The sequence below is a fragment of the Bradyrhizobium sp. LA6.1 genome (assembly GCF_040547805.1).
GTDB lineage: Bacteria > Pseudomonadota > Alphaproteobacteria > Rhizobiales > Xanthobacteraceae > Bradyrhizobium > Bradyrhizobium barranii.
This window is the reverse complement of the sequence record NZ_JBEPQK010000016.1, coordinates 37,425-50,124: the sequence shown is the minus strand read 5'-3', so window position 1 is coordinate 50,124 and position 12,700 is coordinate 37,425. Positions and strand designations below refer to the sequence as shown.

Sequence of the window (12,700 nt, the reverse complement as noted above, 5' to 3'; positions counted from 1 at the left end):
GGCAAGTTGCGGCAGCCCAGCGAGCCCGACGTTCGGCATTCTCATACAGCGCCGATATATTCGCCGCGCGCCGGATAGTCGTTCTTGATGATGAAGTCGAACGCCTGAACCATCTCGCCGAAGTTCGGCCGCGGGTCGGATCAGGAAGACGCCGGGTTCGGAGAAGAGCGCCGGCTCGTCGATACCAATTGAGGTCTTGCCGCACGAGGCGGAAATGTAGAGGCCCCATTCGCGTGCCCTGGCAAGGCTAAGTCCATACCCGAAGCGAAGCTTCGAGGCACTCACCTTCTCGGCCATTGCCCGCGCCCGCTCCTCGTTGTCGGAGCTGATCGCAATCGTGCTCACGCCGCGCTCAGCGAAGGCTGGAGAATGGCGTTCCAGCTCCTTGAGATAGTTGGCGCAGATCGGACAGTGCAGGCCGCGGTAGAAGCAGACGAGCGTGAAGCGCTGTGGCGCCTCGTTGGCGAGATCGAAGAGGCCACCGTCGAGCGTTTCGACGGAAAGTTCGGGAGCCTTCTGGCGGGGGATCAGCATAAGAGGTCCTTTTTGCGAGGGGGCCATCTCCTGGCCTCTTGCGACAACGAGCTCTTTCTGCCAGATTTTAAGATATGAAATATCCAGAAAACATGATTGAAAGTCCAATTGCCGCGAAACGCGACCGGCTCGCCGCTTTCTTCGAGACCTTCGACCTGTCGGTGGTCGTGGTTTCGACCGAAGCACCGGGCGCGACAGCCAACCTTGTCGTGGCCGGCGAGGCTGGCGTGGCGGAGCGGGTGCTCTTCCATTCGCGAGGCGACACCCTCGCCGATCCCGACCTGCTCGTCGCCGCGGCGGTCGACTTCGGAGGAACAACGAACCCTCTGGTGAATGCCCTGCCTGAAACGGTCGATGTCGACCTCGACGGGCGCCCAGCCTTGCAGGCCTTGGTCGAGGCCTTCGTTACCGAGGGACAGGGCAATCGCTGCGGGCGGCGGGTCGCCCTGAAGCGGCTCTGCGAATTGATCGTGCTCTTGGTGCTGCGGGAAGCGATCGACACGGCCGCGACGAACCCGGGTCTCCTTGCCGGCCTTTCGCATCCCTCCCTGCACAAGGCAATCGTCGCGATACACGACGAGCCGGCGAAACCTTGGAGCGTCGAGCAGTTGGCCGAAATCGCCGGCATGTCGCGCAGCCGGTTCATGGAGCTCTTTCCTAAAGTCCTAGGCACGACGCCCGCCGCCTATCTGAACGCCTGGCGCCTCACGCTCGGCCAGCGGCAACTTATGCGCGGCGGGCACGTGAAATCGGTGGCTCGTCGTGTGGGTTTTGGGAGTGCCGCCGCCTTCTCGCGGGCCTATTCCAGGATGTTTGGCCATTCTCCGATGTCTACGCGAGGTGCGCAGCAGGACATCGGCAGTGCCGGCCCAAGTGCGGAAGGGTGGTCGATTGGCGCCAGATCGGTGAGTCTACGTCGGCCCGATTCGAGCGCGCCAGGCGCAGAAGGACCTTGATCGGCGTGGAAGAGCCCGCGAGCTTCTCCCAGCCGGCGGTCCATCTTATCCGGCCGGATAGCACGCTCTACTTCGGTAGCGCGAATGCCCAGCGCACTGGAGAGGTAAATTCGCTAACGTTCCCATTGGCCCCAACATACCTCGTCCACAACGCCGCAGGGATTCTCACGGCGCCCGTTCTTGCGGCACCGTCCCCCGCGGCGGTTCGGGGGACGGAAAGCCTCATCGAAATGATACGATGAGTGATGCAGGAAACAATAGGTTCCATTGCGGCGCAAGAGAGCGAAAAATACCAAGCTCCTAGTAGCGCATCATCTTTCCTGATCCCGGAAATCGAGCGGGTGGCGGCTGCGTCGTTTGGCGCCCAGTGCATCCGCCGTGATGCCGCGCTCACGCGCCCATATGATCGCAGCGCTGCGACGGTTGACGCCAATCTTCCGATAGAGCGATGCGACGTGATTTCGTACGGTATTTTCCGACAGTTTCAGATGTTCGCTCATGTCGATATCGCTCTTTCCCTGACATATCAGGGCAAGGACCTCGCGCTCCCGCTCGCTGAGAAAGTCCAGGTCTTGAGATGTATGGTTCTTTGAGCCGTCTGGCGGAGACCTCTGAGCTTGTCGATGACATTGCGAGTAAACGATGAGGTATCGGCCAAAACCGCTTCGAACGCCGCCAACAGGTCACGGTTGGCCTCCTTGGTTTCCTGAATCACGCAGACGACGGACGGCTCGCCATTAATCGTCAAACTGGCAGCCTCCACGAAGCAGTCGATCGCTATCGAATCAGACTTTTGGAGCGGCAGGACCAGATTCCTGCAGTTCGCCGTTCACACGGCGGCGTGTTTTCTCGTCCATCCAAACGATCTGTCCATCGGCATCGGCAAGAATAACGCCGCCGCTCAATGCTGAAGCAATTTGTTCCCGTCGCTCATTATCGCGCGCATCATCGCTCACCACCTGGTCCATGGCTGTCCCCTGCGTTGCTTGATGTCTCTGTATGGTTGGGTCGCAGTACTAACGTCGACAAAGAAACCTAGTTCCTTTCCACTAAGTCCCTGGTAGTTATGCGCCAATAGCAGTCCCTCGCGATCGAGGGATGTCGAAAAACGGCGCAGCGTCCTATTTCCGACGATCCAATCCGCGGCTGATAACCACAAGCGAGATGCGCGAACCATCCGGCCGCGGCCGGATCATGCTCCGGCGCGACGGACGCATGCTTTGTGTGAATCGGCGCCGAAGGAGGCCCCGCAACGCCAAGCGGATCGAAGCGATTGTTGTGCCGATCAGCGTCGGCAGCCACGTCGATTGACAATCAAATGAAATTTGGGCGAAGGCGTTAAGGCGCCCTAAGTGGTGGACGTGCCGGCGTTGAGAAGCTGGGACACGGCGGTGACAAGCTGCGCCGGCGCGAAGGGCTTGGTCAGGAGAATGCTGTTGGGGACGCCGTTGGCGGCCCAGTCGTCCGCGCTATCGCCGGTCATGTAGACGACCGGAAATGCCGGATCGATTTCTCTGGCGTGCTTGGCGATTTCCCAACCCTCGATCTTCCCATTCAATTTGATGTCAGTAACCAGGGCGCGGTATTTGGGCTTGCTCGCATCGAGCAAACTCACCGCCTGCTCGCCGGAAGAAGCGATCGCAACTTCGAAGCCGCCTTCGATGAGAGCGTCTTTGACGATGTCTTGGACCATATGGTCGTCTTCGACCACCAGAATGGGAAGGGGTTGATCCAAGCTCCAACTCCTGGGCTTCATTGCCTGCGGGATGACGCAAAACACAAGGATCGGTTCCCTTAGAAAAGTCCAAAAGTGAACACAAGACCCCACCCGCGGTTCCCATGCTCGGCCCTCGCCCCTCGATCGCGGTAGGCCCCCCTGCGCCGAGGTGCTGGCGGCACCGATCCTTGCCTTCGGCCTTAATCGCCCCGAGAAATCCGTCCGCCTAAGGTGTTTAATTCAGACGGTCGCTTCAGGACCGTCTGGATGGTAGGATCCGACCAGACGGTAGACTGCTTCAATTGGGTCGGAGCTTTGATGCGATCTCTTCGGTCCCGGCTGCTTGCCCTTTGGATCATGTTGGTCGTTTCGGGCGCGACAACCGCCTACCTTTTGTTCGAGTCGTTCCGACAGACCTCCGATGCACGGGTTGCCCGGTCGGAGGAATTGGTGGCGCGCGCTTGCCGCGACATCGCCGACCGCTACCAGTTCTTCGTCTCGGGCTGGTCCGGCGGGCCGATCGACGACCGGTTGAAACAGGAGTTCGTCACCTTGGTCCGCACAGCCCTGGTTAATGCCGTGGGTGTCGAGGGCGGAGTCTGGCAGGCCGATACAGGGTCGCTCGCTTATGCATTCCCCACCTATGAAGGCACCGGCCCAAAGACCGACCTTCCGGCAGCGGAATCGGACACCATCCGCGAGGTGAACGCAGAAGCCTTGCGGTCGGCCGCCCCGCCATCATTCGCCAAACCGGTCGGTCACAAGTACTGCTGGTGCAGGCGTGCCCGCTGCGAGGGCCCCTCCAAGGTGTTACGGCCTGGACCATGACTCGAACGTTTACAGCCGAAGGGCCCGCCTACAAGCAGTTGCTCACGGGTCTGGCCGTGCTGGTCCTGACGATCTTCGGTTCCGCGCTATGGCTCGCGCGCGTGCTGCTCTCTTGGTCGCGCAAGATCGCGCTGATTGAGGACACGCTCGGCAAAGGCAAGAGCGGTTTGGTCGATCTTCCGACGCTACCGCGGACGGGCGAACAAGAACTCGACCGGCTGGTGGACGCATTGAACAACACGGGCGAGAGGCTTGCGCACGAGCGACAGCGCGCCACCGGTGCCGAGCGCCTTGCCGCCGTCGGGCGGCTTTCTGCCGGGCTTGCCCATGAAATCCGCAACCCAATTGCGGCGATGCGGCTGAAAGCCGAGAATGCGCTCGCCGCCAGCGATGACGCCCGAAAAGCGAATGCGCTCGAAGCAATCCTGCACCAGGTGGGCCGGCTTGACCGTCTGTTACACGATCTTCTTGCAATGACCCAGGCCAGCGAGCCGAAACTTGCGGATGTCGAACTTTCGTCCTTCCTGAAGAGCACCCTGGAGAGCCACCGGGAGTTGGCAACTGCCAAGGGGCTGTCCTTGAAGGCTGGAACCGAGGACCAATATAGTCCGTTACCTCAGCTTGATCCGTTTCAGATGCAGCGGGCTCTCGACAATCTGATCCTCAATGCCATCCAGAATACGCCCGGCGGCGGACGGGTCTGCGTGGATGCTCTTCGTCAAGGAGACAAGCTATTGTTGCGCGTGAGCGATACCGGCCCGGGCGTGAACGAGGAGGTTCGCGACCGCCTGTTCGAGCCGTTCGTAACGGCCAGGCCAGACGGGACGGGGCTCGGGCTTGCTATTGTCCGTGAAATCGCCCGCGCCCACCATGGAGATGCCCGGCTTGCCCGCAGTCACAGCGGCGCCACCTTTGAGATCGAAGTGCCATGGCGACCGTCCTGATCATCGATGACGACGCAGCCCTGCGGGATGGGCTATCGGAGACGCTGACCGATCTCGGCCACACGCCCCGGACGGCATCCTCCGGCCGAGAAGGACTGGCTGCCCTCTCGGGGGCAATCGATGCCGTGCTCCTTGATCTTAGGATGCCGGGCGGGCTCGATGGGATCGACGTTCTCCGCCGCATACGTTCGCAGGCCGCTGCGCCGCCGGTCGTGGTGCTAACCGCATTTGCGAGCGCCGAGAACACGATCGAAGCCATGCGGCTCGGCGCCTTCGACCATCTCACCAAGCCGATCGGACGAGACGAACTGAGAACCCTGCTCGATCGCCTGCCTTCGCGCACGCGTTCGGCGCTCAGCACGAGGCAAAGCAGCCCAGACGCGCTCGTCGGGCTGAGTGACGGCATGCGGCGTGTGCAGAAAGCGATCGGCCTTGCCGCCGACAGCCAGGCCACGGTTCTCATCCGTGGCGAGACGGGTACGGGGAAGGAACTGGTGGCTCGCGCTCTGCACGTTCATAGCCAGCGCAAGGATCATCCGTTCGTTGCGGTCAACTGCGCTGCGATCCCCGCGGACCTGCTTGAAAGCGAGTTGTTCGGCCATGTGAAAGGATTGTTCACCGGCGCGACCAGCGACCGCGCCGGCGCCTTCCGCGATGCTGAGAACGGAACACTGTTTCTCGACGAGATCGGCGACATGCCTCTTGCCATGCAGGCGAAAATTCTTCGTGCCCTGCAAGAGCGGATCATCACACCCGTCGGCGGCAAGCCGGTCCCGATCTTCGCACGCGTGATCGCGGCAACCCACCGGGACCTGTCAAAGCTCGTGGCAGCCGGACAATTCCGCGAGGATCTCTACTATCGCCTTAATGTCGTGCCGATCGCGATTCCGCCGTTGCGCGAGCGGCCCTCCGATATCATGCCGCTGGCCGAGCATTTTCTTCTCGCCGCTTCGTTCGGATCTTCGGGCAAGCAGCTAACCCCTGCAGCAATCGAGACGCTCTCGCGATACGATTGGCCCGGCAATGTTCGGGAGCTTCGCAACGTCATCGAACGCGCTTGCGTGCTGACGAGGAGCGACATCATCGATGCCTTGGATATCGACACCGGCGCGGGGGGAGGACAATCCCCGACGGCCACCTCTCAGCTCGAGGCCGACTTGCCTGCAGCCGTGGCAAAGCTGGAAGAGATCATGATCCGAACAGCGCTCCAAGCCTGCGGCGGCAATCGGACGGAAGCCGCGCGCCGTCTCAACATCAACCGCCAGCTGCTTTACACCAAGATGCAGCGCTATGGTCTCGCTGACGGCGAGCCGTCAGGAAAGGCGACACCCCCCGTCGGGAAAGACGACAGCTAAAGTCGCCGCGCTCAAGAAAACTCCTTCAAAATCAACGATGTCATCGCTTGGCACGGCGGTTGCTGAACCCTAGGCATCGGCGACTTCGTCGCAAACTTGAGGGAGTTTTCAGATGAACAAAACACGTATGCTGCGGTATGCGCTTCTCGCCACGACCGCGGTGGGTGCGAGCCCCTGCGCTTAGACCGTGGGAACAGTGTGGGATTCCTCGCAGCTTCCGGAAACACGAGGCACGGTCAGACAGTACACGCTTACCCCGCGCGGCGACGTCGACGGCCTGATTCTGATCGACGGTACGGAAGTCAAGCTGCCGCCGCATCTCACTGGGCAGATCGTCTTCGCTATCCGGCCGGGCGACGCGGTTTCGATCAGGGGGCTGCGCGCACGCGCCATTCCGCTGATCGATGCAACGGCGATCACGAATGTCGCGACCGGCAAGAGCGTCGTCGACAACGGACCGCCGGGCGGCGGCCGCGATCGCGGCGGGGACACACAAGCCGTCAGCGGCAGGATTGCCTCGACCTTGCACGGCAAGCGGGGTGAAGTGAATGGGGCGCTGCTCGAGGACGGCACCGTGCTCCGCCTTTCCCCACCCGAGGCAGAGCGCTTCGAAGGGTGGCTGCGGCCGGGACAAATGGTTTCCGTCCGCGGCGACATGCTCGATACCGCACTTGGCAGGGTGATCGACGTGCGCGCACTCGGTAGCTCGCCGGATCAGATGACCGAACTCGCCGGGCCTCGTCCGCCACGAGGCCCCAAGGACGGCCCCGACCGGCCCGGTCCGCCTCCCCCGCCGCCCGGCTTTGGGCCGCCTGCCCCGCCGCGGGGCTGATCACACCGGCAAGTCGCACTCAACAGACCAAACAGGAGACACTGATGCACTGGATTGACCCCGAGAGCCTGCCGGAAGTCGCCGGCACTGTCGAACGCTTCATCCTCAATTCTCATGGCGAGGTCGATGGCTTTGTCATGCAGGACTACAAACACGCGCCCATCCTCGTTCACACGCCCCCGCACCTGGAAGACGAGCTCACCCGCCATGTGAAGATCGGCGGAAAGGTCGGCGTGCGCGGCGTGCGGCCGCGCAGCGCGAAGCTCATTGCGGCAGTGGCCGTTAGTGCCGAGAACGGAGCGCAGATCATTGATAAGGGTCCGCCTCACGACCGCAAATCCCGCAAGCCGGACCATCGAAAAATGAAGGTCGAAGGAATCGTGCGGCTCTCGCTGTTCGGTCCGAAGGGCGACCTTCGCGGCGCGCTTCTGACCGACGGCGACATTCTGTGCATCGGTCCGAAGGAGGCCGAGCGGATTGCCGTACTGCTCGCGCCGGGCGCAAGAGTTGCCGCGAGCGGCGATGGCGTTGAGACCGGGCACGGTCGCGTCATCGCGGTGGGAGCGATCGGCATCGCAATGGATGAGCTTCGGCCGGTCGAGAGGCCGAAGCCCAAGCATCCTAAGCACGATCACGCGGCACACGGCTAAAGCCGGCATGCCCGTCGGGAGAAGATGCCGGAATCACCTCGAGGTTTGCCAAATGGCGCAAAGAGCCAATCAGAACCGACAAGCAAACCACGCGCTTGATGCCGCCAACTTCTTCCTCGCCGACGTTCGCGATGGGCTGGGGCCCTATCTCGCGATCTATCTCTTGACCGAGCAAAAATGGGATGAAGCCCGGATCGGCATGGTGATGTCAATCGCTGGCCTTGCTGGTGTCGTCGCGCAGACACCGGCGGGCGCGCTAATCGACACAACGAAAGCCAAGCGCCTCGTTATGGTGACTGCCGCCCTGGTCGTAACGTTGGCGTCGCTGTTGTTGCCGATGTTTCCGAGCTTTTGGGCGGTCGCGATCTCGCAAGGCGCTGCGCACGCGGCGGGCGTGATCTTCCCGCCAGCGATTGCCGCCGTGTCGCTGGGTGTCGTCGGCCATCGTGCCTTTACCGCGCGGATCGGCCGCAATGAGACTTTCAATCACGCCGGCAATGCTACGGCCGCCGCGATCGCAGGTCTTTCGGCCTACCTGTTCGGTCCGACCGTCGTTTTCTACCTTCTGGCCATGATGTCGCTCGCTAGCATCGTAAGCGTATGGGCGATACCGGAAAGCGCCATCGACCATGACCTCGCGCGCGGGCTGCACGACGTCGGGCCTGGGACCGCGCAGGTGCAAGACCAACCAGCCGGGCTAAACGTCCTCCTGACTTGCCGGCCGCTGCTGATCTTCGCAGTCTGCGTAACGCTTTTCCACCTGTCGAATGCAGCGATGCTGCCCCTCGTGGGCCAGAAGCTTGCGCTTCAGGACAAGAATCTCGGCACCAGCCTGATGTCGGCCTGCATCATTGCGGCTCAGATCATGATGGTGCCGATGGCGATGTTGGTCGGTGCGAAAGCCGATGACTGGGGTCACAGGCGGCTTTTCCTCGCCGCGCTCCTGATCTTGCCCATCCGTGGCGCGCTTTACACCCTGTCGGACAATCCCGCTTGGCTCGTCGGGGTGCAACTTCTCGACGGCGTCGGAGCTGGAATTTTCGGCGCTATCTTTCCGGTCATCGTCGCCGATCTCATGCGCAACACCGGGCGGTTCAACGTCGCGCAAGGCGCGGTCATCACGGCACAGAGCATAGGCGCGGCGCTCTCGACATCGCTTTCGGGACTGGTCGTCGTCGGGGCGGGCTATAGCGCAGCTTTCCTCACGCTCGGCGCGGTGGCGGCCATTGGAGCGGCGATTTGCTTCCTGACCTTGCCGGAAACTCGCAATTTTAGTCGAAGGTCGCGTCGTTGGCAGCGGGTGGCGGGATCGACCACCGGCGTCGCGGCGGAGTAGTCACCACATCCATCGAGGTCTCCTTTGCTAGTCGCTGCGTACCAAACAACCATCGCCTCGAGCATCATCATCCTGGCTACCGCGGGGGTCGTCGTCAGGCCGTTTCGCCTGCCAGAAGCCATCTGGTCGTTGGCCGGCGCCGTTGCGCTGGTGCTCTTTGGGCTTCTGCCCTGGGACGGCGCGCTCGATGGAATCCGCAAGGGTCTCGACGTTTATCTATTCCTAACCGGCATGATGCTGATCGCGGAACTCGCCCGGCAAGAGGGCCTGTTCGACTACCTTGCGGGGCTCGCGGTCGAATACGCGCGGGGCTCGCCGCAGCGGCTCTTCCTGCTGGTTTACCTGGTTGGCACGATCGTCACGGTCCTGCTGTCAAACGACGCCACAGCCATCGTGCTGACGCCCGCGGTATATGCGGCAACCCGTGCCGCAGGGGCTTCGCCACTGCCCTATCTGTTCGTCTGCGCCTTCATCGCCAATGCGGCGAGCTTCGTGCTGCCGATCTCGAACCCCGCCAATCTGGTGGTGTTCGGCGAACGCATGCCGCATCTGGCAGAATGGTTGCGCCAGTTCGCGCTGCCTTCCGTGGCGTCGATCGCGGTCACCTATGTCGTGCTGCGGCTGACTCAGCACCGCGCGCTGAAAGCCGAAAACATTGAACGCCGGGTGACGCACGCCCGGCTCAGCCGGGGCGGTCGGCTGACCGCCTGCGGTATCGCCACCATCGGCATCGTGCTCATCGGGGCCTCCGCGCTCGACGTTCGATCGGGATTGCCGACGTTCATCTGCGGGGTGGCCACGACTGTCGCCGTGCTCTTGCTGAGCCGTCAATCACCGTGGCCCGTGTTGAAGGGTGTTTCCTGGAGTGTTCTGCCGCTGGTGGCCGGCCTGTTCGTGATGGTGGAAGCCCTGACGCGCATCGGTGCGATCTCGCATCTAAGTGAGATGCTTCGCGGCTCGGTCGACCATTCCGTAGCAAAGTCGGCATGGGCAGTGGGCATCGCCACTAGCATCGCCGACAATATCGCGAATAATCTGCCGGTCGGCCTGGTCGCAGGATCGGTAGCGACCAACGATCACCTTCCTGCATCCGTGATGAGCGCAATGCTGATCGGCGTTGATCTCGGACCCAACCTGTCGGTCACGGGTTCACTCGCCACCATCCTCTGGCTGGTGGCCCTGCGCCGGGAGAAGATGGATGTCAGCGCCTGGCGCTTCCTGCGGCTCGGTCTGTTGGTGGCGCCGCCAGCGCTGCTCGCCGCTTTGGCCGCCGCGATCTGGTGAGTGGTCAAGTGCTCGCCAAACCAACCGCGCCTTCGCACCAAAAACCGACAACTACCGGAAAAACCGTGCTCGCCGAGGAAAGGGTGCCATCGATTGTTCAACCATGGTCTGACACCCTTCGAGCCCAGTCGGATGCTATCCCCAGCTATCATCACTCAACATCTTCGCCACTAGGACAGCAACTCTGTCATCGGAACAGAACAGTCGTTCGAGGAACGGTCTGATGGTAGCGGGACGATATGCCGAATCCCGTGCAGCGCGTTCCCCGCACACATTAATGCCCCGGCTAAAACAGTTCGATCGGATTGCCCGACGGATCGTCGAGCAGAAGTTGCGAACCGCCTACCCCTTTCAGTATTTCGTTACGAAAGCCCAGCCCGCTTGTGCGCAGTCGATTTGCTTCCGCCTCGATATCGCTAACCGTAAGCAGGATCCGGTTCCAGCCACCGGGGACCGGACGCCGGCCATCCGGCATGGGGCGCGCTCCGGAGCTACCTTGACCGCTCAGCAACAATCGAAGGCCTTCGCGGATAACGGAGGCAAAGGCCGGCCGAGCATCCTGCTCTAACGTGAAGCCGAGATGCGTGACGTAGAATTCAATCGACGCGGCGACGTCATCCACAATGTAGCGGACGCTTACGTTTTTCATTTTGGCCTCCTTTCAGGCGCAGACATATTGCCCCATCATCCCGGCATCCTCGTGCTCAAGAATGTGACAGTGATACATGAAAGGATGCTCCCGCGTCGCGGGGTGATTGAAGGCAACCAAAAGTTCGGCCTTGTCCTCGACGAGAACCACATCCTTCCACCCCGCTAGATGAGCAGGAGGTGGCGCGCCCGCCAGCGACAGAATCCGAAATGACGCGCCGTGCACATGAAACGGATGAGCCATGCCGACCGAGACGATTTCCCAGGCTTCAAGTGTGCCAAGCTGGGTCTCGGCGTCAATACGGGCCAGATCATGGGTCTTGCCGTTGATGCACATGCCGGGCAGCATGCCCATTTCCGTCGGTCGTTGACCTCCGCATATCCCGCTGTCCAGCACGAACTGGCGGCGGCGAACGGCCTTGGCTGAATCGGCTGCAGCAGGCTCAACTAGATGCGTCGGAAAATCTCTTACTGTTGCCGCCGCCGCCGTCGGTTCAAAGCGCAGGATCGAGACAAACGCGGCGCTCCCGTCCGGCGACACCGCGCCAAAGATACCCATGAGTGTGTCAGGGCCGGTCTCAAGCATGACTGGTTTGCGGTCGGCGAAATCGACTAGGATTTCGAATCGTTCCGCGGGAGAAATTCTGAGCTGCTTCACCGCGACCGGCGCTGAAAGGAATCCGGCGTCTGACGCTATGACACGAAACTCGCGACCGTCGCTGAACCGCAGGTCGAAATTTTGCGCGTTGGCTGCATTGAGAATTCGTAGCCGCACCAAACTGCATGGGACCTGGGCGACGGGACGAACCACGCCATTGACGATGATGGTGCTGCCCCGGCTGCCATACTGGATCGTTTGAGGATCGGGATCGCGATCGTACAAAAGCGACCCGTCGGTATCGAACGATCGATCCTGAATGATTATGGATAAATCGTCCAACCCGTATGTGTGCGGCAGACCGAGGCTGATGTCCGAGCCGTCGTCGACAATGATCAGTCCGGTGAGACCCATATAGATTTGCCGGGCCGTGTCATGGTGCAGATGGGGATGAAACCATGCAGTTGAAGCTGGCTGTTCAATCCTGAGTCTCGGGCGCCACATACTGCCCGACTTGATGATCTGATGCGGTCCGCCATCAACATTCCCGGGCACCAGAAGCCCGTGCCAATGGACTGTCGTATCAACGTCAAGCGCATTCTCGATCGTCATCTCCACCTCATCGCCACGGCGCAGGCGGATGACCGGTCCGAGGACGGGTCCCGAATAGCCATAGGAGCGTGTCGGCTTGCCCTGGAGGTAGGAATGCCGTCCGGACGCGACCTTCAGTTTTACTGCGTTGCCTTGCTTGGCCGCATCGATCAGCAGAGGAATGGGCAAGCGCGTGTTGAAGCGCACCGACTCGCTTTGCGCGACGTGAGCGCCGATGACTCCGCCGACGAGACCGCCCGATACGATTGCGGCAGATCCATTTGTAAATTGGCGTCGGGTCAGCATCGATTGCAGAACTCGCCTCTATTCCATTCGAACCAACGTGACGATGAGATGGTACCACATAAGGGGCCATCAGCATTTTGGGCGCACTATTGGGGAGCGGCCAGTAAACGTCTCGTGCTTT

The 12,700-nt window shown here is 61.6% G+C and carries 13 protein-coding genes and 1 pseudogene; 8 read left to right on the top strand and 6 right to left on the bottom strand.

Going from position 1 to position 12,700, the window contains the following annotated elements; translation table 11 throughout:
• Positions 1-41 precede the first annotated feature (41 nt).
• Positions 42-534 (bottom strand): annotated as a pseudogene (locus ABIB99_RS31555) (peroxiredoxin-like family protein).
• A gap of 74 nt (positions 535-608) precedes the next feature.
• Here ABIB99_RS31555 and ABIB99_RS31550 point away from each other — a divergent pair.
• Positions 609-1,490, top strand: a complete 882-nt coding sequence (locus ABIB99_RS31550; RefSeq protein ID WP_354121876.1) for a helix-turn-helix transcriptional regulator — start codon at positions 609-611, stop codon at positions 1,488-1,490.
• Between the two features lie 311 nt (positions 1,491-1,801).
• Here the strand turns inward: ABIB99_RS31550 and ABIB99_RS31545 are convergent, their stop codons facing one another.
• The 3 genes from ABIB99_RS31545 to ABIB99_RS31535 form a co-directional block, all read right to left on the bottom strand.
• Entirely contained in the window at positions 1,802-2,059 is a 258-nt protein-coding gene (locus ABIB99_RS31545) for a response regulator transcription factor (protein WP_502917528.1), read from the bottom strand.
• A gap of 216 nt (positions 2,060-2,275) precedes the next feature.
• On the bottom strand, positions 2,276-2,458 hold the full coding sequence (locus tag ABIB99_RS31540; protein ID WP_354121877.1) for a hypothetical protein: 183 nt from the start codon (positions 2,456-2,458) through the stop codon (positions 2,276-2,278).
• A 380-nt stretch (positions 2,459-2,838) separates the two neighbouring features.
• Complete coding sequence (locus ABIB99_RS31535; protein WP_354121878.1) at positions 2,839-3,225, bottom strand: response regulator; 387 nt, start codon at positions 3,223-3,225, stop codon at positions 2,839-2,841.
• A 300-nt stretch (positions 3,226-3,525) separates the two neighbouring features.
• On the opposite strand from ABIB99_RS31535, the gene ABIB99_RS31530 reads away from it, so the two are divergent.
• The 7 genes from ABIB99_RS31530 to ABIB99_RS31500 all read left to right on the top strand — a co-directional run bounded on the left by ABIB99_RS31530 (position 3,526) and on the right by ABIB99_RS31500 (position 10,436).
• Complete coding sequence (locus ABIB99_RS31530) at positions 3,526-4,035, top strand: hypothetical protein (RefSeq protein ID WP_354121879.1); 510 nt, start codon at positions 3,526-3,528, stop codon at positions 4,033-4,035.
• Positions 4,032-4,979 carry a sensor histidine kinase gene (locus ABIB99_RS31525; protein ID WP_354121880.1) on the top strand — a complete coding sequence of 316 codons (948 nt, stop codon included), beginning with the start codon at positions 4,032-4,034 and terminating at the stop codon, positions 4,977-4,979. The genes ABIB99_RS31530 and ABIB99_RS31525 overlap by 4 nt, the downstream gene beginning before the upstream one ends.
• Positions 4,964-6,334, top strand: a complete 1,371-nt coding sequence (locus ABIB99_RS31520) for a sigma-54-dependent transcriptional regulator (protein WP_354179285.1) — start codon at positions 4,964-4,966, stop codon at positions 6,332-6,334. The genes ABIB99_RS31525 and ABIB99_RS31520 overlap by 16 nt, the downstream gene beginning before the upstream one ends.
• A 196-nt stretch (positions 6,335-6,530) precedes the next feature.
• A complete protein-coding gene (locus ABIB99_RS31515; RefSeq protein ID WP_354121882.1) occupies positions 6,531-7,166 on the top strand; it encodes a hypothetical protein in 636 nt (211 codons plus the stop codon).
• Positions 7,167-7,210: 44 nt separating this feature from the next.
• On the top strand, positions 7,211-7,816 hold the full coding sequence (locus ABIB99_RS31510) for a hypothetical protein (protein ID WP_354121883.1): 606 nt from the start codon (positions 7,211-7,213) through the stop codon (positions 7,814-7,816).
• A 52-nt stretch (positions 7,817-7,868) separates the two neighbouring features.
• Complete coding sequence (locus tag ABIB99_RS31505) at positions 7,869-9,152, top strand: MFS transporter (RefSeq protein WP_354121987.1); 1,284 nt, start codon at positions 7,869-7,871, stop codon at positions 9,150-9,152.
• A 24-nt stretch (positions 9,153-9,176) separates the two neighbouring features.
• Positions 9,177-10,436: an arsenic transporter gene (locus ABIB99_RS31500; protein WP_354121884.1), complete on the top strand. Its 1,260-nt coding sequence runs from the start codon at positions 9,177-9,179 to the stop codon at positions 10,434-10,436.
• A 286-nt stretch (positions 10,437-10,722) separates the two neighbouring features.
• On the opposite strand, the gene ABIB99_RS31495 is transcribed toward ABIB99_RS31500, so the two are convergent.
• Together ABIB99_RS31495 and ABIB99_RS31490 are read right to left on the bottom strand one after the other, a co-directional pair.
• Positions 10,723-11,085, bottom strand: coding sequence for a VOC family protein (locus ABIB99_RS31495; protein ID WP_354121885.1), 363 nt, complete (start codon positions 11,083-11,085; stop codon positions 10,723-10,725).
• Between the two features lie 12 nt (positions 11,086-11,097).
• Positions 11,098-12,579: a multicopper oxidase domain-containing protein gene (locus ABIB99_RS31490; RefSeq protein WP_354121886.1), complete on the bottom strand. Its 1,482-nt coding sequence runs from the start codon at positions 12,577-12,579 to the stop codon at positions 11,098-11,100.
• Between the last annotated feature and the right edge of the window lie 121 nt (positions 12,580-12,700).